Here is a 21899-nt window from a genome sequence, read left to right on the forward strand (position 1 = left end):
GATGAGTGTTCCCACCTCCTTGAGAGGGTAAGGCTCCCAGTAGACGACTGGGTTGATAGGCCGGATATGGAAGCCCTGTGAGGGGTGGAGTTGACCGGTACTAATAGGCCGAGGGCTTGTCCTCAGTTGCTCGCGTCCACTGTGTTGGTTCTGAAACCACGAACAACCCCACCCGGTTTGGTCACGGGGTGGTGCGGTTGATGTGTTTCATAGTGTTTCGGTGGTTATAGCACGTGGGAAACGCCCGGTTACATTCCGAACCCGGAAGCTAAGCCTCGTAGCGCCGATGGTACTGCAGGGGGGACCCTGTGGGAGAGTAGGACGCCGCCGAACAATTTTTGCTGGGGAAGCCCCGCACCTTTATGGTGCGGGGCTTTTCCGCGTTCCGGACCCCTTCGAGTAAATTCGCGTCATGGATCAGCAGTCGCCGTACGAGATACGGCCCATTCGTGCCGAGGAGTGGCGGAAGGTCAAGGAGCTGCGGCTCGCCGCCCTCCAGGACCCCGTCGCACACCTCGCGTTCCTGGAGACCACGGAGGAGGCCCTCGCGCGGCCCGACGTGTTCTGGAAGGACCGTGCCGCCCGCAGCTCGACCGGGCTCGCCAGCCGGCAGTTCGTGGCCGTCGACGCCCAGGAGAACTGGGTGGGCACCGTCACCGGCATCGTCGAGGACGCCGGCGGGCTGGACTTCTTCGGCAACCCCGTCGAAGAACGCCAGGTGCAGATCGTGGGCGTCTACGTACGGCCCGGGCAGCGCGGCACCGGGCTCCTGGGCGGGCTGTTCCGGGCCGCCGTCGACTGGGCCACCGGCATCGGGGTGCGTCGGATCCGGCTGTTCGTGCACGAGGACAACGGGCGGGCCGCCGCGGCGTACCGCAAGCTCGGCTTCGTCCCCACCGGCGTCCGCGTCGTCGGCGACCACGGCAACGAGCTGGAATACGTGCGGAAGGGCTGAGGGCTGAGGGCTCAGGACCGAGGAGGACCCGCCCCGCTCAGGCCGGTAGCTCCGCGTGGGGCCAGCGGGCGCGGGCCTGTTCGCGGGAGCGGAGCAGGGCGAGCGTCGGCAGGCCCAGGGCCGGGCCGGAGGCCAGCAGTTCGGGGAGCTGGGGCAGGGGGGCGACCGCCGCGACGTCGTCCAGCACCAGCGTCAGTGGTGGGTCGAGCCGGCCGGAGGATGACCGTGCGGCCATGCGGCGGCCGTGCTCGACCACGCTGGAGGCCAGTGCCGTGTGCAAAGGCATGGCGCCGGGACGGGACTTGGGGTCCTCGATGGATTCGCCCACCACATACAGTGTTCCCTCCTCGGCGAGGAACGACTCCACCGAGGCGGTATCGGTTCGGTTCGGGACGCAGGACTCCCGGATGTGGACCGAGGAGAGGGCGGACAGGGCGCGCGCCGTCAGTTTCTGCGCCAGGTCGCGGCGTTCCGGATACGCGGTGAGCGCCGACTCCAGTTCGCCGGCCGTGCCCGAGGTCGCCGCCGGGTGCGTGCGCAGGATGCGTACCGCGTCCTGGAGCTGGTTGCCCTGGGCCCAGCGGTGCACGTGCTTGAACGGGCGGCCGTCGACGTCCGCCGCGTGCAGGAAGCAGCGCAGCAGGGTCTCCGCCGTGTCCGCCGTCGCCGCGTCGAGCAGTGAGGCCGGGCGTACCGGGGCCAGCAGGGCCGTCGCGCGGTGCGCCGCCGTCGTACGGTCCACGCAGCCCGCGGACGGGGACCAGTGCAGCCGCGCCGGGGTGTCGCACAGGTGCGAGGGGTCGTAGACGAGGACCGGGCCGAGCTTCGCGCGGGCGTCCCTCGTCTCCTCCCACACCGCCGGGTCCGAGGTGACGACGAGTGCGGCGCCCTCCGCGTCCCGTACCGCCTCGATCGCCACCGGGGCGCGGTCGCCGGGCGGGCCGAGGAACAGCGGGCCGCGCGGCGCCGGGAACGGGACGGCCGCGGCCGGGACGTCCGCCGGGGGCGAGGGCTCTTCCCGCTCCGGGGGAGTCACCGGCGGCGTCGGCGTCCCTGTCGGACTCGGCCTCGGTGTCGGCCTCGGCGTCTCGTGGTCCGGTTCCTTCTCCAGGGCGACCGTGCGCGGTGCGCGTTCAGGTTCCTGTGCCCGGGCGTGTGGCGTGGTGGCGGCCGGGGTGCGGCGTCGCGCGCGCCAGCGGGCCGCCGTGCCGAGGACGAACACGGCGAGGACCGCGAGGACCATCAACAGGCCCAGGAGGAGGCCCCAGAACAGGCCGTAGCCCGACAGGGAGCCCTTCGGGGCGTCCGGCCAGGCCGCGGGGAGGTCCTGCGGGGACTGGAGGAGGCGGCGCAGCGCCTGCGGGGTGTGCGTGAAGCTCACGGCCGCCGGCCAGTCGCCGTGTGCCAGGAGCGCCGCGAGACCGGTCGCGATCCACACGAGGACGGTCACGCCGAGGATCAGGCCGAGGACGCCGAGCAGCAGGCCGTCCGACACGGTGGAACGGGCCTGGCCGGCCCCGCCGGACGACGGCTTGCGTTGCTCGTTCATGTGCCTGCTCCCCGTCGCTTCCCCGCTGCTCGCGGCGCGCGCCCGGCGCCGCGTTCCGTCATGCGACCGTCGACTCGGACTCGGCGGCCGCCTTGAGCTGCGCCTCCATGAAGGCCGCGCGTTCCTCCGCCTCCTGCTCGGCGGCGCGCAGTTCGGCGGAGATCTGGTCGCGTTCCGCCGAGGTCTCCGTCATCGCGCGGTCCGTGAAGACGAGCGGGCGCTCCGCCTCCGTGACGAGATGCTTGACGACCTGGACGTTGCCGTTGACGTCCCACACCGCGATGCCCGGGGTCAGCGTCGGGATGATCTCCTGCGCCCAGCGTGGCAGCCCCAGGACGCGGCCCGTGGCGCGGGCCTCGTCGGCTTTCTGGGCGTAGATCGTGCGGGTCGAGGCCATCTTGAGGATCGCCGCGGCCTCCTTGGCGGCCGCCCCGTCCACGACGTCCGAGAGGTGGTGGACGACGGCGACGAAGGACAGGCCGAGCCGGCGGCCGAACTTCAGCAGGCGCTGGAAGAGCTGTGCGACGAAGGGGCTGTTGATGATGTGCCAGGCCTCCTCGACGAGGAAGATGCGCTTCTTGCGGTCCGGCCTGATCCAGGTGTGCTCCAGCCACACGCCGACGATCGCCATGAGGATGGGCATCGCGATGCTGTTGCGGTCGATGTGGGACAGGTCGAACACGATGAGCGGCGCGTCCAGGTCGATGCCGACCGTCGTCGGCCCGTCGAACATGCCGCGCAGGTCGCCGTCCACGAGGCGGTCGATGACGAGGGCCACGTCCAGGCCCCAGGCGCGTACGTCGTCCAGGGCCACGTTCATGGCCTCGGCCGACTCCGGTTCAGGGTGGCGCAGCTGCTCCACGATGTCGGTCAGGACCGGCTGCCGGTCCCGGATCGTCTCGTGGACGTAGGAGTGCGCGACCTTCAGGGCGAAGCCGGAACGTTCGTCCAGACCGTGGCCCAGCGCGACCTCGATGATGGTGCGCAGCAGGGCGAGCTGCCCCGTCGTGGTGATCGCCGGGTCCAGCGGGTTGAGCCTGATGCCCATGTCGAGCGCGGCCGTCGGGTCGAGGCGGATCGGCGTTATGCCCAGCTCGGAGGCGACGAGGTTCCACTCGCCGACGCCGTCCTCGCCCTGCGCGTCGAGGACGACGACCTGCCGGTCGCGGAAGCGCAGCTGGCGCAGGACGTACGTCTTCTCCAGCGCCGACTTCCCGTTGCCGGACTCACCGAGGACGAGCCAGTGCGGGGCGGGCAGCTGTTGCCCGTACAGCTGGAACGGGTCGTAGATGTAGCCCTTGCCGCTGTAGACCTCGCGTCCGATGATCACCCCGGAGTCGCCGAGGCCGGGCGCGGCGGTGGGCAGGTACACGGCCTGGGCCTGGCCCGTGGAGGTGCGCACGGGCAGCCGGGTCGTCTCCACCTTCCCGAACAGGAAACCGGTGAAGGCGTCGGTGAAGAGTGTCAGCGGGTCCTTCATCTGGCGTGCCTCCTAGCGGCGGGTGCCTCGCGGCTGAGTGCCTAGCGGCGGATGCCGGTCGCGAACGGCAGCGTGTTGACGAAGGCGCGGTGGTGTTCGCGGTCGCACCACTCCAGCTTCAGGTAGGACTTCCCGGCCGAGGCCCGGATCGTGCGCTTGTCGCGGGCGAGGGACTCGGGGTCGCGCGAGGACACCGTGATGTAGCCGACGAGGTTGACGCCGGCGGCGCCGCTCGCGAGGTCCTCGCCGCGCTGGTCGAGACGGTTGTTCGCGGCCATGTCGCGCGGGTCGACGGTGCGGTTGAGTTTCGCGGCGCGGCTCGCCTCCGCGTCGTCGTTGGTCTTCTCCGTCAGCATCCGCTCGATCGCGATCTCGGTCGGCTCCAGGTCCATCGTCACGGCGACGGTGCGGATGACGTCGGGGGTGTGGACGAGGAGCGGGGCGAGGAAGTTCACGCCGACCGGGGTCATCGGCCACTCCTTGACCCAGGCCGTGGCGTGGCACCACGGCTCGCGGGTCGAGGACTCGCGGGTCTTCGCCTGGAGGTACGTGGCCTGCGTCGCGTCCAGCTCGGCGGGCCAGGCGTTGCGCTTGGTCATGGCCTGGAGGTGGTCGATGGGGTGGTCCGGGTCGTACATGGAGTGCACGAGGGAGGACAGCCGGCCCTGGCCGAGCGGCTGGCGCACCCGGATGTCGGCCTCCTGGAGCCGTGAGCAGATGTCGGTCAGCTCGCGGGCCATGACGATCGCGAGACCCGCGTCGCGGTCCAGTTTGCGGCCGCCCTGCGGGCGGGCGGCGCGGGCCATCGCGTTGGCCTCGGCGGCCAGTTCGCGGTTGAAGTGCATGCAGGCCACGAGGTAGGCGCGGTGCTGCTCGCTGGAGGTCGACACCATCGACTGGAGCTGCTCGTAGCTGTCCTGGAGCCAGAGCGGGGCGCGCTGGTCGCCGCGCTGGGCGACGTCCTTGGCGTGCGCGTCGGGGTCGGCGGGCAGGGTGCGGGCGAGCATCTGGATGCGGGTGACGAAGCCGTCGCCGTTCGCGACGTGCTTGAGGAGCGTCCCGAAGCGGTCGACGAGCGCCTCCTGGTCCTCGGAGTCGCGCAGCCCCACGCCGGGGCCCTCGATCTCGATGGCGGCGGTGACCGTCTTGCGGTCCGCGTGCAGGAGTACGGCGATCTCGTCGGGGCCGAAGGGGGCGGCGAGCCAGCTGATGCGGCCGATGCCCGGGGGCGGGCCGATCTCGACCTCCCGCCCGTCGAGGCGCACCCCGGCCTCGGGCGCGGTGGAACGGTAGGCGGCGCCGCTGCGCTGCATCCGCTTGTACGAGCGGTTGATCTCGTACCACTTGTAGAAGGTGCGGCGCTTGTACGGGACGTAGACGGCGGCGAGCGCGATGAGCGGGAAGCCCATGAGGAGGACGAGCCGCAGCGCCAGTACGGGCACGAGGAGCCCGCACATCATGCCGACGAAGGCGCCCGCGATGATGAGGGCGATCTCGCCGGTCTCCCGGTTGCGGCCGATGACGGCGTTGGGCCTGGCCCGGCCGATCAGATACGTACGGCGGGGCGCGAACGCTGGGGACGGGGTCGTCAACGCCCCTCACCTCCGGTGCTTTTGTTGCCTGATCCTGATCCGCCCCGGTTCGCGGCGTGCGGAGTGCCGGTGGCGGAGCGGGGCGCGGGGGCGGCGGCGGTCGCGCCGCCACCTCCGGAGCCGCCACCGCGGTTGCCGTGCGCGGCGATGCCGCCGCCGGCCGGGTTGGGGGCCTTGGACTGGCCGCCGCCACCCCCGCCCTCGCCGCCGCCTCCACCGCCGGAGTTGCGGCTGCTGTGGGTCTTGATGCCCTGGGAGAGGAGGGAGGCGGGGGAGGAGAGGACGGCCGCGGCGCGGCTCTCCGCGCCCTGCTGGATGCGGTTGCCGCGGGAGGCCACGAGTTCGTCGCCGAAGCCGGGGACGAACCGGTAGATCATGGCGCTCGCGAAGATCGCCAGCAGGATGATCGCGAGGCCGGAGACGACCGCGGAGAACGCGTTCGGCCCGTCACCGCCCGCGAGGGCCCCGGCGAGGCCGAGGACGATCACGATGACGGGTTTCACGAGGATCACCGCGATCATGACGCCGGCCCAGCGCCGTACGTGGCCCCACATGTTCTTGTCGACGAGCCCCGCGTAGACGACGGTGCCGAGGAGGGCGCCGACGTAGAGCAGGGCGGCGCGGATCACGAGCTCCAGCCACAGGACGCCGGCGGCGAGGATCGACACGAGGGAGACGACGATCAGCATGATCGGTCCGCCGCCGATGTCGTCGCCCTTGTTGAGGGCCTTGGAGAAGGAGCCGAAGAACACGTCGGTCTGGCCGCCGGTGGATCTGGCGAGGACCGCGGTGACGCCGTCGGTCGCGGAGACGACGGTGTAGAGGATGAGCGGGGTGAAGGCGGAGGCCAGGACGGTCAGCCACAGGAAGCCGATGGCCTCACTGATCGCCGTCGTGACCGGGACGCCGCGCACGGCCCGCTTGGCGACGGCCAGCAGCCACAGGATCAGCGTGAGGACGGTGGAGGCGGCGAACACGACGGCGTACTGCTGGAGGAACTTGGGGTTGGTGAAGTCGACGTTCGCGGTGTCCTTGACGGCGTCCGAGAGCTTCTCGACGGTCCAGGAGGCGGCGTCGGCACAGCCTTTGGCGAGGGAGGCTACGGGGTCGAGGGTGTCGGGGAGGATGCTGGGTTTGTCGCCGGAGGAACCGGAGGAGCCGTCGTCGCGTTCGCAGTAGGACTTGGCGGGGCCGACGATGAGGTCGCAGTTGTCCTTGGGCGCTGCCTGGGCCCGTGTCGCGAACAGGAGCAGAACCGCGGGGACGGACGTCGCGAGGGCCGCGAGGCGGGCGCCCCGGCCTCGATGTGGGCTACCGAGCATAGGTGAACCCTCCGTACTCCTCGACAGCCTTGGCGATCTCGTCGGCGGTGGAGACCTTGTTGTCGCCGTTCACGGGCGCGGGTCCGCTCTTCTGGGAGAAGCTGTCGACCTTCCAGGCCTCGTTCTCCCAGCGCAGCTTCAGGGTCATGGTGAACCAGTCGCTGGTGACCGGGTTGGTGCTGTCCGCGGCCGCTGTGCCGAAGACCCCCGTGCACCAGACCTCCACGGTGGCCGCGGACTCCGAGTACGCGGGAACCTTGGTGCCGATGGGCAGGGTGCGGGAGACGTAGGTCTGGCCGGACGCGGCGTTCCCGTCGGCGTCCAGGCCGATCTTCGCGAGGAAGTCGGGGGTGTAGGCCTTGTCGAACTGTTCTCTGAGCGCTTGTCCGCGGTCCGCCACGAAGAGGTCTTTGACGAGTTGCTCGCGCCGGTCCGGTTTCAGGATGTCCGCCGACACGAGGCTGACCGCGTAGTTCGCCGCCGCGCTCTGCGCCCCCTCCTTCGAGTGGGCGAAGCCCGTCGGGATGCCCGTCGTGGTTTTCGGCCGGGTGGTGGGGCGGTTGCCGGAGGGGGCCGTCGGGTCGGTCGCGGGGGCCGCCGCTCCGGGGCTGTCCGAGGAGTTGTCGTCCTCGCCGCCGCCCTGGTTCGCGAACGCGATCGCGGCGATGAGGAGGGCCACGACGGCGGCCAGCAGGACGAGGCCGCGCGAGGGGCGGCGGCCCGCCGCGTTCTGCACCGGGCCGGCCCGGTCGGGCATGCGGGTGCGGGTCTGGCCGGTGCCGCCGTAGTCGTCGGAGAGGGGCGGCCGGCTGCCGTACTCGTGATCGTCGCCCATGCTCATCCCGGCTGCGCTCCCTCGGCCTCTCGGTGAACCGCGTAGTACGAAGGTAGCCGCGTCAGCGGGTGTTCGCGCGGGGTGTGGTGACTGGACATCAGGGAAACGCAACCTCGGCCGTGGTGCACGCGGGGACAGGGGGACGCGGGGTGCACGTGGGGTGCCCCCGAGGCCCCGGGCGTGCTCCGCCGCCGGTTAGACGGCCATGCCGTACACGATGGTGAACACGGTGCCGAGCGAGCCGATGATGAAGACGCCGGTCAGTCCGGCGATGATCAGTCCCTTGCCCTGCTCGGCGCTGAAGGTGTCCCGGAGGGCTGTCGCGCCGATGCGCTGCTTTGCCGCGCCCCAGATGGCGATCGCGAGGCACAGGATGATCGCGAAGGCCATGACGACCTGGATCATCACGCGTGCCTCGTTGCCCAGGCTCCCGAAGGGGCCCCAGTCCGGGGCGATCCCGCCGATGATCGTGGTGATATCGCCCTTTTCGGCTGCCATAAGCATGTAACTCACCGCCCCTAACGGGTTGTTCCACACCCTCTGCACCAGCGCAGAGGTCTCGCTCATTGTCGCCGACTCCGGCGCCTGTGCCTGTCGACTTGGCGTCATTTGTTGGCGAGTTTCGCGTCGCCCCTCTGGATCACCCTCCGTGGCGGCCTGCTGCGGGACCCGGATCCGAAGATGCGTACGGTAACTCTGTGTATCACGGAGGGTGACGCCGGGCAATGAGGTGCGCCGCAGGGGCGCGTGTCCGTCGTGTGGGTGACGCGCGGTCAGATGACCTGACGGGGCGTCCGCATATTCCTCGTACATGTGTTCCCGGCCTGCCGGTGTGGCGGTCTGGCTGGAATTCGACGGGCGGCGTGCCCGGGGGGTCGCGGGAGGAAGGGGGCCGGGGTGAAGCTGAGGTGACGTGAGGTCAGGAACGGGGCGCAGGCGACACGGGGGGTCGGGAAAAGTCCGGTGCGGGGCGCTCGGGTGGGGGAGAGTTGAGGGGTGCGGAAGTACTGGCTGGCCGGTGGGGTCGTCGCGTTGCTCGGTGCGGGCTTCGTGGCGCTGCTCGTCGTCGGCACCCTCGTCGCCGCCGGCAACCTCGCCTCGGGCGGGGCGGGCCGGGCCGTCGGGCTCGCGAAGGGCGCCGTGCCCGCCTCGTACCAGCCGATCGTGCAGAAGTGGGGCAACCTCTGCCCGGCCATCAACCCGGCGCTGCTCGCCGCGCAGTTGTACCAGGAGAGCGGCTGGAACCCGCGGGCGCGGAGCCCGGCCGCCGCGCAGGGCATCGCCCAGTTCATCCCCGGCACCTGGTCCGCGCACGGCGTGGACGGGGACGGGGACGGGGACCGCGACGTGTGGGACCCGGCCGACGCCATCCCCTCCGCCGCGAGCTACGACTGCGAACTCGCCTCGTACGTGAAGGACGTCCCCGGCGACATCACCAGCAACATGCTGGCCGCCTACAACGCCGGCTCCTACGCGGTGATCAAGTACGGCGGGGTCCCCCCGTACCGCGAGACCCAGAACTACGTGAAGATCATCCGGAACCTGGAGGAGAGCTTCGCGAAGCCCGTCGGCCGGGTCGCGCCCTCGCGGCAGGCGGCGGCCGCCATCTACTACGCGCAGAAGAAGCTCGGCACCCCCTACCTGTGGGGCGGGACCGGGACGGCGGGCCAGGGCGGGCGCTTCGACTGCTCGGGGCTCACCCAGGCCGCGTACGCGACGGTCGGGGTCGAGCTGCCCCGCGTCGCCAACGACCAGTACAACGCGGGCCCGCATCCGGCCCGCGCCGAGCTGCTCCCCGGCGACCTCGTGTTCTTCTCCGACGACCTGCGGGACTCCCGGGCCATCCGGCACGTCGGGATCTACGTCGGCGGCGGCTACATGATCGACGCGCCCCGGACCGGGGCCGTCATCCGCTTCGACCCGGTCGACACCCCGGACTACTTCGGTGCCACCCGGGTCACCCAGGGCGGGGCCGAGGCGCTGCCCACCGACAAGCCCGAGGACCGGGAGACCGGACGGCCCGTCGACCGCGCCGCCGCGGCGCCGGACGGGGACGCCTCCACGCAGCCGGACGCGGGCGACGCCGGGGACGCGGGCGACGCGGGCGACGCGGGCCAGGCTCTTGCCGCGCCTCAGGGCGGGCAGGCCACCGAGGCCCCCGTGCCCACGCCCACATCCGCGCCCACGGGGGCCTCGGTGGCCTCCCGCGCGTCCCTGGCCCTGGGCCGGCCGCACGGCCGTCCGGAAGGCGTCGACGCGCCCCCCGGTGCACCTGTGCGCTCCGTGCGAGCCACCCCCTGAGCTGGGGGGACCCGTCTCTCTTCGATAACGTCTGCGTGATCATTCGGTGGAGAGCGGAACGGCGGGGCAGGGGTCGGGCGTTTCCTGTTCTGGACAGGTGCGCGCGTGCGGCGCGGCGGTGCCGGCCACGGGGGTTGGTGAGGGACGTGCGACCTGTGCGTCCCGGGACGAAAGACAAGGGGCCGCAGCACGATGGCTGGACTCGACACCTCCGGGTCGAACCCCGACGTCAGCCTGCTGTTCGACATCAACGGGCTCACCGACTCGACGCCCGGCTGGGTCGACCGGTTCATGGAGTACGCCGGTGAGTACGGGCTGCTGCTCGCCTCCGTCCTGCTCGTGCTGTGGTGCTGGTGGGGCGTGCGGCGCCGCGGCAGCCTCGACGACGCGGCCTCCTCCGTGGCCGCCGTGCTGTGGGCGCCGCTCGCCGCCGGGGTGGCGGTCCTCGTGAACATCCCGATCCGGGGCTTCGTGCAGCGGCCCCGCCCCTTCGTCGACCACCGCGGCCTCGACGTGCTCGTCGACGGCAAGAACGACTACTCCTTCGTGAGCGACCACGCGACGCTCACCATGGCCGTCGGCGTCGGTCTCTTCCTCGCCCACCGCAAGCTGGGCCTGGCCGCCATCGGGGTGGCCCTGCTGGAGGGGGCGTGCCGGGTCTACATGGGCGTGCACTACCCGACCGACGTCATCGGCGGCTTCGCCCTGGCGACGGCGGTGGCCCTGCTGCTGTCCCCGGTCGCGACCGCGCTGCTCACCCCCGTACTGCGGGCGGTCGGACGCGCGGGCCGGCTCGGCGGGCTCGTGTGGGCCGGCCCCGGGCGCCGGGCCGCGACGGGCGAGGGCGGCGGGCGTGCGGCGGAGGGCGAGGGCGAGCGGCCGGGAGCGGCCCGCACCGTCCCCCCGGAGGACGACCGCGACCTGGCTGCCTGAGGGCCGCCGGGGTCCCGTCCGTCCGGACCCGTCCCCCGCCGGAACCTCCGGGCCCGTGCCCCGGAACCTCCGGGCCCGTGCCCCGGAACCTAGGAACCCGGCGCGACGGACAGTTCGGTCAGGTGTCCGGCCGCGTCCGAGCGGGCCCGGGAACGGGCTCTGCGGGCGGGTCCGTGCCAGCCGCACACGCACTCCGCCACACAGAAGTGTCCGTTTTCGACCGTAGTCGTGCGGTGTTCTTCAGGTCCTGTTCGTTCTGTTTGCTCCTGCTGCGCCACCCCGCCACCGTAACTCCGGCCGTGAGAGCCGTCGCCGTCCTTCGCGTGACGAGCCCGGGTACCTCTCGTTAAGAGAGAGACACAAGCCCAGGGAGTGGACGGACGATGACGGCGCACCGGCAGCGGCGGCGAGCGGCGGGCGCGGGGCAGGCGCTGCTCGCGGTGCTCGGGCTGACGGCGGTGCTCGGCGGATGCGGCGGGGCCGGGGCGGCCCAGGAGCCCGACGCGGGCGAGGCGCTGGCCCGCGTGCGGGGCGCCGCGGACCGCCTGACGAAGGCCGAGGGGGCCGGCACCCGCACCGCGATGGAGGTCGACTCGGGCGGCACCCGGGTCACGATCCGCAGCCGGGGCCGTTACGACTTCGCGGGGCGGCGGGCCGAGCTGACCGTCCTGCTGCCGAGGGACGTCTCCGGGGTGCGCGAGCACCGGCCGGTGAAGGAACTCCTCGCCCCCGGGGCGCTCTACATGAAGAACCGCGGCGAGGGCGTCCCCGCGGACAAATGGGTGCGGGTGGACACCTCGGGGCTGCCCGACGGGAACCTGGTCACCGGCGGGGCGACCGATCCGCTGCTCGCGGCCGGGCTGCTGCGCGGCGCCGGGCGCGTGACGTACGTCGGCACGGAGGACCTGGCGGGGACCCGGGTGCGGCACTACCGGGGGACCGTCGACCTGCTCAGGGCCGCGGCGGCGCTGGAGGGGGCCGACCGCGCGACGCTGGAGTCGGCCGCGCGGGGCTTCGCGCGCCGCTCGGTGCCCTTCGACGCGTACCTGGACGAACAGGGGCTGCTGCGCAAGGTCCGCCACCGGTTCGCGGTGCGGGACGCCGCGGAGGGTGCGGGAGGCGCGGAGCGGTCGGGCGCTCCCGGGGCCTCCGCCTCGGCCGGTGCCGCCCCGCGCCGGGCGCTGTCGGTCGCCTCGACCACGCTGCTGTTCGACTTCGGCCCTGCCCCCGTGGTCGGGTTGCCGGCGGCGGGCGACATCTACACCGGGCGGATCGCCGACGAGTAGTGCGCCCCATGGCCCCCGCCGTGCTTCCCGTGCCACCCGGGTGGGGGGTGTGCGCCGGGGGCGTATGACCCGGAAATGGTCCGTCCGTGCCATGCGCGGGGCGTACGCCGCTCCCTACCCTGGATAACCGGCTGAGTCGTGAACGGGTCGGGAAGGGGGAGGGCACGGTGACGGTGATGACCGGTTCGGCGGTGCAGGATCTCGTGGCCCTCGCGGAGATCGAACTGTGCGGGGAGCTGATGATCGCGGCGGCGACGGCCCACGAGGACCGGCTGAGCCCCGACCGCATCGACGAACTCCTCGACGTACGACCGGGCCGTAGCCGCGACGAGCGGTCCGAGGACCGTGACCGGAGCGGGGACCGGAGAGAGCGGGGAGACCGCGGAGGCCGGGGGAGCCGCGGGCAAGGGGACCAAGAGCAGGACCAGGACCAGGACCAGGACCAGGACCAGGACCAGGACCAGGACCAGGACCAGGACCAGGACCAGGACCAGGGCCGGGGCTGAGGGCCGGACGGTTTCCCTCTGTCGGCAGGTGCCACGCGACCGCTTCGACCCGCCACCGAGGAACGCGGTCCCCGTGCTCAGGTGCGCCGCATCCCGGCGACGGCCTCGGTGGCCTGCGCTCAGGCGCGCTCTGTCCCGGCGACGGCCTTGGTGGTGCCCTGCGCTCAGGTGCGCAGCATCCGGGCGATGGCCTTGGTGGCCTCCTCGACCTTCGCGTCGATCTCGTCGCCGCCCTTGAGGGCCGCGTCGGCGACGCAGTGCCGCAGGTGCTCCTCCAGGAGCTGGAGCGCGAAGGACTGCAGCGCCTTCGTGGACGCCGAGACCTGGGTGAGTATGTCGATGCAGTAGACGTCCTCCTCGACCATGCGCTGCAGGCCCCTGATCTGGCCCTCGATCCGGCGCAGTCGTTTGAGGTGCTCCTGCTTGTGGTCGTGGTACCCGTGCACGGAGGGCGCTTCGGGCGCCGTCGCGCCGGCCTCGGTGGTCGTCATCGCGTCCTCCCGGTGTGAGATGTGCCGTGACTGAGCCGCGCCGGGGTCCGGCGTGCTCGGTGGCCGAGGTCCCGTACCCGGGGGCTCGGGGGTGCTGGGGCCAGTGTGGAACAGCCCGGAACGCCCTGTCGATATACCCCTAGTGGGTATATCGTACCCAATTCTCCGTCCGCTGAAGGGCCCTGTGCTGATCACTGTGCCCGATGGGCGACACTGGGAAAGCCGGTTAGCCGTGGCCGGATGATGCGCCTAGCATCAGCCTGACCGAATCCAGAGGACCCCGAGGACCCCACGTGCGTTTTCGTCTGACCCCCAGGGAGACGAGCTTCTACGACATGTTCGCCGCATCCGCGGACAACATCGTCACGGGCTCGAAGCTCCTCATGGAACTGCTCGGGGCGGACCCCACCGCTCGGGCCGAGATCGCTGAGCGCATGCGGGCCGCGGAACACGCCGGGGACGATGCGACCCACGCCATCTTCCACCAGCTGAACTCCTCGTTCATCACGCCCTTCGACCGCGAGGACATCTACACCCTCGCCGGTTCGCTCGACGACATCATGGACTTCATGGAGGAGGCGGTCGATCTGGTCGTGCTCTACCAGGTCGATGAACTCCCCAAGGGCGTCGAGCAGCAGATCGAGGTGCTGAACCGGGCCGCGGAACTCACCGCCGAGGCCATGCCCAATCTGCGCACGATGGACAATCTCACCGAGTACTGGATCGAGGTGAACCGCCTGGAGAACCAGGCGGACCAGATCCACCGCAAACTGCTCGCCCACCTCTTCAACGGCAAGTACGACGCGATGGAGGTGCTGAAGCTCAAGCAGATCGTGGACGTTCTGGAAGAAGCCGCGGACGCTTTCGAGCACGTCGCCAACACGGTGGAGACCATCGCGGTCAAGGAGTCCTGACCCGGTGGACACCTTCGCATTGGTCGTGACCGTCCTGGTCGCGTTCGGCTTCACCTACACCAACGGCTTCCACGACTCCGCGAACGCCATCGCGACCTCCGTCTCCACCCGGGCGCTGACGCCCCGGGCGGCGCTCGCGATGGCGGCCGTCATGAACCTGGCCGGGGCCTTCCTCGGCAACGGGGTCGCGAAGACCGTGAGTGAGGGGATCATCGAGACCCCGCACGGCAACAAGGGCATGTGGATCCTGTTCGCGGCGCTCGTCGGCGCCGTCGTCTGGAACCTGGTCACCTGGTACTTCGGGCTGCCCTCCTCCTCCTCGCACGCGCTGTTCGGCGGGATGGTCGGCGCCGCGCTCGCCGGGGGGATCGGGGTCATCTGGTCCGGGGTGGTCGAGAAGATCGTCGTCCCGATGTTCCTGTCCCCGGTGATCGGCCTCGTGGTCGGTTATCTGGTGATGTGCGCCATCCTGTGGCTCTTCCGGAAGTCGAACCCGCACAAGGCGAAGAGGGGCTTCCGGATAGCGCAGACCGTTTCCGCCGCCGGAATGGCGCTCGGTCACGGTCTTCAGGACGCGCAGAAGACGATGGGCATCGTGGTCATGGCGCTCGTCATCGCGGACGTCCAGGACCAGGGCGCCGCGATCCCGGTGTGGGTCAAGATCTCCTGCGCGCTGATGCTGTCGCTCGGTACGTACGCGGGCGGCTGGCGCATCATGCGGACCCTCGGCCGGAAGATCATCGAGCTGGACCCGCCGCAGGGCTTCGCCGCCGAGACCACGGGCGCCTCGATCATGTTCACCACCGCCTTCCTCTTCCACGCGCCCATCTCCACGACCCACGTGATCACCTCGGCGATCATGGGTGTCGGGGCCACCAAGCGGGTCAACGCGGTCCGCTGGGGCGTCGCCAAGAACATCGTCCTGGGCTGGTTCATCACCATGCCGGCGGCCGGCATCGTCGGCGCGGTGGCCTTCTGGATCGTGAACTTCGTCTTCCTGTGACCCCGGCCGCGCCCGGCGCCGTGCGTTCCGCGTGTGCCCGAGACGGACGAGAGCCCGCCCCCGGATGGTTCGGGGGCGGGCTCTTCGTTTCCCTCGCGGTGGCACCGCCATGCAGCACCGCGAAGGGGTCGGGGGGCCGTGCGGCCCGGCGGCTCAGCCGAAGCGGCCCGAGATGTAGTCCTCGGTGGCCTGCACGGACGGGTTGGAGAAGATCCGCTCGGTGTCGTCGATCTCGATGAGCCGGCCGGGGCGGCCGACCTCGGAGAGGTTGAAGAAGGCGGTGCGGTCGGAGACGCGGGCCGCCTGCTGCATGTTGTGCGTGACGATGACGATGGTGAAGCGTTCCTTCAGCTCCCCGATCAGGTCCTCGATCGCGAGGGTCGAGATCGGGTCGAGCGCCGAGCAGGGCTCGTCCATCAGCAGGACCTGCGGTTCGACGGCGATGGCGCGCGCGATGCACAGCCGCTGCTGCTGTCCGCCGGAGAGGCCCGCGCCCGGCTTGTTCAGCCGGTCCTTGACCTCGTTCCACAGGTTCGCGCCGCGCAGCGACTTCTCGACCACGTCGTTCAGCTCGGACTTCTTGTACGAGCCGTTGAGCTTGAGGCCGGCCGCCACGTTGTCGAAGATCGACATCGTGGGGAAGGGGTTGGGCCGCTGGAAGACCATGCCGACCGTGCGGCGCACCGCGACCGGGTCGACGTGGCTGCCGTACAGGTCCTCGTCGTCGAGGAGTACCTTGCCCTCGACGCGGCCGCCGGAGGTGACCTCGTGCATGCGGTTCAGGGTGCGCAGGAAGGTGGACTTGCCGCAGCCGGAGGGGCCGATGAAGGCGGTCACGGAGCGGGGCTCCACGGTCATCGAGATGTCCTCGATCGCCTTGTGGGAGCCGTAGTAGGCGGTCAGGCCGCTGACGTCGATTCGCTTGGCCATGGGGATCACTGCTTCTTTCGGGACTTCCCGCCGGTCGTCTGCGCGAGGCGGGCGGGGATCGCGTACGGCGCGGGACGCGAGGGCGTCGGCGCCGCTCAGCGACCGGAGGTCTTGGGGGCCTTCCAGCGGGCGACACCGCGCGCCGCCAGGTTGAGGATCATCACGAAGGCGATCAGCGTGAGCGCCGCCGCCCAGGCGCGGTCGTACGCCGCTCCGGAGCCGCTGCTCGTCGCGTACTGCTGGTAGATGTACAGCGGCAGCGAGGACTGGCCGCCCGAGAAGGGGTCCATGTTGATGTAGGCGGAGCCCCAGACCAGCAGCAGGACGGGCGCGGTCTCGCCCGCGATACGGGCGATCGCGAGCATGAGCCCGGTGATGATCCCGCCGATCGAGGTGGGCAGGACCACCTTGAGGATGGTGCGCCACTTCGGGATGCCGAGCGCGAGGGAGGCCTCGCGCAGCTCGTTGGGGACGAGCTTGAGCATCTCCTCGGTGGAGCGCACCACGACCGGCATCATCAGGATGGCGAGCGCGAGGGACCCGGCGAACCCGAAGGGTTCGAGGTCGAACAGCAGCATCAGGCTCAGGATGAACAGGCCCGCGACGATCGACGGGACACCCGTCATGACGTCGACGAAGAAGGTGACGGTCCTGGCGAGCTTCCCGCGCCCGTACTCGACGAGGTAGACGGCGGTCAGCAGGCCGATGGGCGCGGCGATGACGGTGGCCAGCCCCACCTGCTCCAGCGAGCCGATGATGGCGTGGTAGATGCCGCCGCCGGTGTCGTAGGAGCCGATGTTGGCCATCGAGTGGGTCAGGAAGTACGGGTCGAGGACCTTGACGCCGCGCTTGACGGTCTCCCACACGAGGGAGGCCAGCGGGATGAAGGCCAGCAGGAAGGCGACCCACACGACGCTCGTGACGAGGCGGTCCTTGGCCTGCCTGCGTCCTTCGACGCGGGCGGCGAGGGCGTACCCGCCGGCCAGGAAGACGAGGGCGGCGATCAGGCCCCACTGGACCTTCGAGTCGAGTCCGGCGGCCAGGCCGATCAGGCAGCCCAGGACGACCGAGGCGCCGGCCACGGCCCAGTTGGACCAGTGCGGCAGCCGGGCGCCACGCAGCGCGGAGGGCGGCGCGGGCTGTTCGGGGCGGCGGTCCTTGAGGGGTGTGTGGCTCATGCGTCGGCCCCCGAGTAGTCCTTGCGGCGGGCGATGATGGCCCGGGCCGCTCCGTTGACCAGCAGCGTGATGACGAACAGCACGAGCCCGGAGGCGATGAGGGCGTCGCGGCCCTGCTCGCTCGCCTCGCTGAACTTGCTCGCGATGTTCTGCGCGAAGGTGCCGCCGCCCGGCTCCAGGAGGCTCGCCTGGATGTCGAAGGTCGGCGAGAGCACGGTGGCCACGGCCATCGTCTCGCCGAGCGCGCGGCCCAGGCCCAGCATCGAGGCGGAGATGACTCCGGAGCGGCCGAAGGGCAGGACCGCGGTGCGCACGACCTCCCAGCGGGTCGCGCCGAGCGCGAGCGCCGCCTCCTCGTGGGCCTGCGGCACCTGCCGGAAGACCTCGCGGCTCACGTTGGTGATGATCGGGACGATCATGATGGCCAGCAGGATGCCGACGCTGAACAGGGAGCGGGGGGCGCCGCCCTGCCAGGAGAAGATCCCGGTCCAGCCGAAGAACCGGTCGAGCCAGCCGAACAGGCCGTTCAGGTGCGGCACCAGGACGAGGACGCCCCACAGGCCGTAGATGATCGACGGTACGGCGGCGAGCAGGTCGATGACGTAGCTGATGGGGCCGCGGACCCGGCGGGGCGCGTAGTGCGTGAGGAACAGCGCGATGCCGACGGAGACCGGTACGGCCAGTGCCATCGCGATGACCGAGGACACGACGGTGCCGAAGGCGAGCACCGCGATGCCGAAGACGGGCGGGTTCAGCTCGGGGGTCCACTCGAAGGACGTGAAGAAGTTCCCGTCGTTCTTCGAGAGGATCAGCGAGGAGCGGTACGCGAGGAAGACCGCGATGGCCGCCATGACGACGAGCAGCAGGATGCCGGAGCCGCGCGACAGGGCGAGGAAGATCCGGTCTCCGGGGCGGGTCGCGCCACGGGCCTGACGGCGCTGCTCGGGAGTGGGCGTCGGTGGTGGTGCCGGGGGGCCCGGCTGCGGGGGCGCGCTCACGGCGCCCGGCGCGGGGGTGGTGGGTATGTCCATCGGAATTCTCCGGTCTGCGGGCCCCTCACCGGCGGTGGTTCACGTCGGTACGGCGGTGCGGGGCTGCTGGCGGCGGTGCACCGGACGGTGCGGGCGGCGGCCTCGGTGGGCCGCCGCCCGCACGCGGGGTCAGCTGAGGGTCTTGATGGTCTCGCGGACCTTGGTGGCGATCTCGTCGGGGATCGGCGCGTAGCCGGCGTCGGCGAGGATGCCCTGGCCGTCCTCGCTCGCGATGTAGTTCAGGAAGGACTTCGTGGCGGGCAGGGTCTCCGCCTTGTTGCCCTTCTCGCAGGCGATCTCGTACGTCACCAGGGTGATCGGGTACGCGCCGTCGGCGGTCGGGTTGTAGTCGAGCTGGAGCGACAGGTCCTTGCCGGTGCCGACGACCTTCGCGGCGGCGATGGCCTTCGAGGCGTTCTCGGTGGTCGCCTTGACCGGCTCGGCGGCCTTCGTCTTGACGTCGACCGTGCTGATGCCGCCCTGGGCGTAGGACAGCTCGAAGTAGGAGATCGCGCCGGCCGTCCCCTTGACCTGCTGGGCGAGGCCGGAGGAGCCGGAGGCGGACTGGCCGCCCTTGGCCTGCCAGGCCTTGCCGCCCTCGTACTTCCAGTCGTCGGGGGCGACGGCCTTGAGGTACTTGGTGAAGTTGTCCGTCGTACCGGACTCGTCGGAGCGGTGGAAGGCCTGGATCTTCGTGCCGGGCAGCTTCGCGTCCGGGTTGAGGGCCTTGATCTCCTTGTCGTCCCACGTCGCGATCTTGCCGTCGAAGATGTGGGCGAGGGTCTTCGCGTCCAGCACCAGGTTGTCGACGCCCGGGACGTTGTAGCCGATCGCGATGGGGCCGCCGACCATCGGCAGGTCGATGGCCTGGCTGTCCTTGCAGACCTCCTTCGACTTCGCGATCTCCTCCGGCTTGAGGGCCGAGTCGGAGCCGGCGAAGGCGGTCTGGCCCTGGAGGAACGCGGTGACACCGGCGCCGGAGCCGTCGGGCTTGTAGTTGATCCGGACGTCCTTGCAGGCGGCCGTGTAGTTCTTCACCCAGGCGTCGATCGCGTTCTGCTGGGCGGAGGAACCGGAGGCGAGCAGCTCGCCCTTGGCGTCGGCGCAGTCGATCGCGCCGGCCTCGGGGGCGGCGGCGGCCTTGGAGCTGCTGTCGCCCTTGTCCGGTCCGCCGCTCGTGTCGTCGGAGCCGCACGCCGTGAGGGCCAGGGCGCCGGAGACGGCGACGACGCCGAGGGAGAGGGCGCGAAGCCGGGTCTTGCGCGGGAGCTTCACTGTCTGGGGTTCCTTCCAGGAGCCGGGCCCTGCGGGGCGCGGCGTGCGGGGTGGCCTTCGGCCGGGGTACCAAGTGCGCGGGAGCGGCGACCGGTGTCTCCCGGGGACCGCGTCCTGTGAGGCCGAAATTAGGCAGAACAGGTGAAGCGGGTGACTGACGTCGGTGAACGGGGGGTGAACCTCGGCGGACGTCGTGGGGCAGGCCGTGTCCTCAGGCGCCGGAGGGCTCGGTGTCCTCAGGGGCCGGACGGGCTGGGTGGGGGTGGGGTTTCGTGCCGGGGCTGGGGCTCGTGGGGTTCTCAGGCGCCGGACGGCTGGGTGGGTGGTGCGGTCTCGTTGTCGGGCCTGCGGGCGGTGGGGTTCTCAGGCGCCGGACGGGCGGGGGCGTGTGCGGTCTCGCCTCGGCCTGCGTGCCCGGACTCCGGCCCCGGGGGGACCGGGGAACCAGGGGTCGGCGGGGTCGCGGGAACACAGAGGCGCCCGGCACGGTGGTTCGTGCCGGGCGCCTCTGCGTTCCCGGTTCCCGCGGACGCGGACCGTCTGGGCGGTCGCTACGGGTGGTGGTGCGGTTTGCGGTGTGGCGGAAACCCGTCGGCGGCTCAGGCCGGGTCGGCGGGCAGCGCCGCGTACGGGTGGACCTCGATCCGCGTGGGCGGCTCGGCGAGAAGGCCGATGATCTCGTCGCGCAGTTCGTCGGCGAGCGGGCTGTTCTCGTAGGCGTCCTTCGCCTCGTGGCTCCGGAACACCTCCATGTTCCACAGCACGTCCGGGTCGGCGTCCTCGCGGACGATGGTGTACCGGTCGGAGGCCCCCGACTTCTCCATCCCCTCGGTGGCCAGGGTGAACAGCTTGTCGCCGAGCCCGGGCTTGGCGCGCATCCTGATGAGGTACGCGGGCTGGTCCTGTAGTGCCATGTCTTCCTCCGACATCTCGTGGCGGGCCACCCGGCAAGCGCCGGACGGACAGCATGGAACGTTGTTCCACCACCCATACTGGAACAGTGTTCCATTGATGTCAAACGGGGCCTCCGAGGCGCGGCGGGAAGGTGTCATTCCGTTGGGCGAGCGCTTCCGGTCCGAAGGACGGGTGGCTACGCGCAGGACTGTCCACCGGTGTGGCTGAAGGTGGCGCCGACTTGGTTCCGGGCGGAGAAGTGAGGCGGGGGCGGCGGCGGTGCGGGCCTGAGGGGGCGGGCCGGTCGGTTTCCGGGCGGGTGCCGAGCGAAGCCGAGAACCTCCTCGTGGAGTACGGCTTCTGCGGGGTGCGCTGGGCTGGCCGCTGAGTGCTGACCGCTGACCGCTGAGTGCCGGGGGCGGAGGGGCCTCGCTGTACGCGGATTCGGGGCGCGCGGATTCGGGGCGCGCGGCGGAAGAGCGCGGGGCGCCCTCTCCGGGGCCGGCCGGAGAGGGCCTGTCGTCTTGTGGGTCAGAGGGTGCCGGTGGTGATTCCTGCGCAGAAGGTTGTCCATGGTGCGGTGGTGTAGCGCAGGGGGGTGCGGGAGGTGTCCTTGGAGTCGCGTACGGCGATGCCGGTGGGGAGGGGGGTGGCCTCGACGCAGTTGTTGGCGCCAGTGCTGTACGAGGACTTGAACCAGGTCGCTTCCGCGAGGGACGGTGTGGGTGCGGTGCGGTGGGTTGTCATGGGTGAGGGATACCCCGTGAACGTCCGCTGCAAGTAGTGGAGTTCGGTGCTCGCTCGCAAGATGAGGCTCTCCGGTGTGGCTGGAGAGGGGCCGTCGTCTTGTGGGTCAGAGGGTGCCGGTGGTGATTCCTGCGCAGAAGGCCGTCCATGGTGCGGTGGTGTAGCGCAGGTGGGAGCGGGAGATGTCCTTGGAGTCGCGCAGGGCGATGCCGCCGGGGAGGGGGGTGGCCTCGACGCAGTTCTCGGCACCAGCGCTGTACGAGGACTTGAACCAGGTTGCTTCCGCGAGGCGTGGTGTGGGTGCGGTGTGGTGGTTTGTCATGGCTGGGGGCTACCCATGTGAAGTGCCGCTGCAACGTGCGGTGTTCGAGGAGGCGCCGCTGGCATGGCGGGACGGGCCCGATTCGGCCGGAAGGGGGCCCGTCGTCCTGCGGGTTCAGAGAGTGCCGGTGGTGATTCCTGTGCAGAAGGCCGTCCACTGGGCGGTGGTGTAGCGCAGGGGGGTGCGGGAGGTGTCTTTGGAGTCGCGTACGGCGAGCCCGCCGGGCAGGAGCGCGGCCTCGACGCAGTTTTCGGCTGCGTTGCTGTACGAGGACTTGAACCAGGTTGCTCCCGCGAGGGGCGGTGCGGAGGTGGTGCGGTGGGTTGTCATGGGTGAGGGCTACCTCCTTGAAAGG

The 21899-nt window shown here is 71.0% G+C and carries 23 protein-coding genes and 2 rRNA genes; 9 read left to right on the top strand and 16 right to left on the bottom strand.

Features of this window, described 5'->3' with window-relative positions:
- The 3 genes from AB0J21_RS03355 to AB0J21_RS03365 form a co-directional block, all read left to right on the top strand.
- Positions 1-124 (top strand): 23S ribosomal RNA (locus AB0J21_RS03355); the annotation flags it as partial.
- A 92-nt stretch (positions 125-216) separates the two neighbouring features.
- Positions 217-333, top strand: a 5S ribosomal RNA gene (gene rrf / locus AB0J21_RS03360).
- 79 nt (positions 334-412) lie between these two features.
- Entirely contained in the window at positions 413-955 is a 543-nt protein-coding gene (locus tag AB0J21_RS03365) for a GNAT family N-acetyltransferase (RefSeq protein ID WP_363144102.1), read from the top strand.
- Between the two features lie 37 nt (positions 956-992).
- Here the strand turns inward: AB0J21_RS03365 and AB0J21_RS03370 are convergent, their stop codons facing one another.
- From AB0J21_RS03370 to AB0J21_RS03395, 6 genes are all read right to left on the bottom strand, one after another.
- Positions 993-2504: a type VI secretion protein gene (locus AB0J21_RS03370; protein WP_363144103.1), complete on the bottom strand. Its 1512-nt coding sequence runs from the start codon at positions 2502-2504 to the stop codon at positions 993-995.
- A gap of 58 nt (positions 2505-2562) precedes the next feature.
- Positions 2563-3984, bottom strand: coding sequence for an ATP-binding protein (locus AB0J21_RS03375; protein ID WP_363144104.1), 1422 nt, complete (start codon positions 3982-3984; stop codon positions 2563-2565).
- 41 nt (positions 3985-4025) lie between these two features.
- Complete coding sequence (locus tag AB0J21_RS03380) at positions 4026-5576, bottom strand: SCO6880 family protein (protein WP_363144105.1); 1551 nt, start codon at positions 5574-5576, stop codon at positions 4026-4028.
- Positions 5573-6898, bottom strand: a complete 1326-nt coding sequence (locus AB0J21_RS03385; RefSeq protein WP_363144106.1) for a hypothetical protein — start codon at positions 6896-6898, stop codon at positions 5573-5575. Before AB0J21_RS03385 ends, AB0J21_RS03380 begins: the two co-directional genes overlap by 4 nt.
- Entirely contained in the window at positions 6888-7739 is an 852-nt protein-coding gene (locus AB0J21_RS03390) for a hypothetical protein (protein WP_363144107.1), read from the bottom strand. Before AB0J21_RS03390 ends, AB0J21_RS03385 begins: the two co-directional genes overlap by 11 nt.
- A gap of 189 nt (positions 7740-7928) precedes the next feature.
- Complete coding sequence (locus AB0J21_RS03395) at positions 7929-8237, bottom strand: hypothetical protein (protein WP_363144677.1); 309 nt, start codon at positions 8235-8237, stop codon at positions 7929-7931.
- Positions 8238-8729: 492 nt separating this feature from the next.
- On the opposite strand from AB0J21_RS03395, the gene AB0J21_RS03400 reads away from it, so the two are divergent.
- Both AB0J21_RS03400 and AB0J21_RS03405 read left to right on the top strand, forming a co-directional pair.
- Complete coding sequence (locus AB0J21_RS03400; RefSeq protein WP_363144108.1) at positions 8730-10034, top strand: NlpC/P60 family protein; 1305 nt, start codon at positions 8730-8732, stop codon at positions 10032-10034.
- Between the two features lie 192 nt (positions 10035-10226).
- A complete protein-coding gene (locus AB0J21_RS03405; protein WP_363144109.1) occupies positions 10227-10967 on the top strand; it encodes a phosphatase PAP2 family protein in 741 nt (246 codons plus the stop codon).
- 89 nt (positions 10968-11056) lie between these two features.
- Here the strand turns inward: AB0J21_RS03405 and AB0J21_RS03410 are convergent, their stop codons facing one another.
- A complete protein-coding gene (locus tag AB0J21_RS03410; protein WP_363144110.1) occupies positions 11057-11245 on the bottom strand; it encodes a hypothetical protein in 189 nt (62 codons plus the stop codon).
- A 105-nt stretch (positions 11246-11350) separates the two neighbouring features.
- Here AB0J21_RS03410 and AB0J21_RS03415 point away from each other — a divergent pair, with 105 nt between their 5' ends.
- Both AB0J21_RS03415 and AB0J21_RS03420 read left to right on the top strand, forming a co-directional pair.
- Positions 11351-12253, top strand: coding sequence for a hypothetical protein (locus AB0J21_RS03415; RefSeq protein ID WP_363144111.1), 903 nt, complete (start codon positions 11351-11353; stop codon positions 12251-12253).
- Positions 12254-12420: 167 nt separating this feature from the next.
- On the top strand, positions 12421-12759 hold the full coding sequence (locus tag AB0J21_RS03420; RefSeq protein WP_363144723.1) for a hypothetical protein: 339 nt from the start codon (positions 12421-12423) through the stop codon (positions 12757-12759).
- Positions 12760-12923: 164 nt separating this feature from the next.
- On the opposite strand, the gene AB0J21_RS03425 is transcribed toward AB0J21_RS03420, so the two are convergent.
- Positions 12924-13250 carry a metal-sensitive transcriptional regulator gene (locus AB0J21_RS03425; RefSeq protein ID WP_363144112.1) on the bottom strand — a complete coding sequence of 109 codons (327 nt, stop codon included), beginning with the start codon at positions 13248-13250 and terminating at the stop codon, positions 12924-12926.
- Positions 13251-13543: 293 nt separating this feature from the next.
- Here AB0J21_RS03425 and AB0J21_RS03430 point away from each other — a divergent pair, with 293 nt between their 5' ends.
- The gene (locus AB0J21_RS03430; RefSeq protein ID WP_363144113.1) at positions 13544-14164 is read left to right on the top strand and encodes a DUF47 family protein; all 621 of its coding nucleotides are present in this window, start codon (positions 13544-13546) and stop codon (positions 14162-14164) included.
- 4 nt (positions 14165-14168) lie between these two features.
- Positions 14169-15167, top strand: a complete 999-nt coding sequence (locus AB0J21_RS03435) for an inorganic phosphate transporter (RefSeq protein ID WP_363144114.1) — start codon at positions 14169-14171, stop codon at positions 15165-15167.
- Between the two features lie 153 nt (positions 15168-15320).
- On the opposite strand, the gene pstB is transcribed toward AB0J21_RS03435, so the two are convergent.
- From pstB to AB0J21_RS03475, 8 genes are all read right to left on the bottom strand, one after another.
- Positions 15321-16097: a phosphate ABC transporter ATP-binding protein PstB gene (gene pstB / locus AB0J21_RS03440; RefSeq protein WP_363144115.1), complete on the bottom strand. Its 777-nt coding sequence runs from the start codon at positions 16095-16097 to the stop codon at positions 15321-15323.
- 95 nt (positions 16098-16192) lie between these two features.
- Complete coding sequence (pstA, locus tag AB0J21_RS03445; protein ID WP_363144116.1) at positions 16193-17275, bottom strand: phosphate ABC transporter permease PstA; 1083 nt, start codon at positions 17273-17275, stop codon at positions 16193-16195.
- The gene (gene pstC, locus AB0J21_RS03450) at positions 17272-18306 is read right to left on the bottom strand and encodes a phosphate ABC transporter permease subunit PstC (RefSeq protein WP_363144117.1); all 1035 of its coding nucleotides are present in this window, start codon (positions 18304-18306) and stop codon (positions 17272-17274) included. The genes pstA and pstC overlap by 4 nt, the downstream gene beginning before the upstream one ends.
- Positions 18307-18435: 129 nt before the next feature.
- Positions 18436-19581 (bottom strand): phosphate ABC transporter substrate-binding protein PstS, encoded by a 1146-nt coding sequence (pstS, locus tag AB0J21_RS03455; RefSeq protein WP_363144118.1) that lies wholly within the window; start codon positions 19579-19581, stop codon positions 18436-18438.
- Positions 19582-20180: 599 nt separating this feature from the next.
- Positions 20181-20495, bottom strand: coding sequence for a hypothetical protein (locus AB0J21_RS03460; protein ID WP_363144119.1), 315 nt, complete (start codon positions 20493-20495; stop codon positions 20181-20183).
- Between the two features lie 511 nt (positions 20496-21006).
- Positions 21007-21222: a DUF397 domain-containing protein gene (locus AB0J21_RS03465; RefSeq protein WP_363144120.1), complete on the bottom strand. Its 216-nt coding sequence runs from the start codon at positions 21220-21222 to the stop codon at positions 21007-21009.
- Between the two features lie 106 nt (positions 21223-21328).
- Complete coding sequence (locus tag AB0J21_RS03470; RefSeq protein ID WP_363144121.1) at positions 21329-21544, bottom strand: DUF397 domain-containing protein; 216 nt, start codon at positions 21542-21544, stop codon at positions 21329-21331.
- 114 nt (positions 21545-21658) lie between these two features.
- Entirely contained in the window at positions 21659-21874 is a 216-nt protein-coding gene (locus tag AB0J21_RS03475; RefSeq protein ID WP_363144122.1) for a DUF397 domain-containing protein, read from the bottom strand.
- Positions 21875-21899 lie beyond the last annotated feature (25 nt).

The sequence above is a fragment of the Streptomyces sp. NPDC049954 genome (assembly GCF_040656295.1).
In the GTDB taxonomy this organism is placed as follows: Bacteria; Actinomycetota; Actinomycetes; order Streptomycetales; family Streptomycetaceae; genus Streptomyces.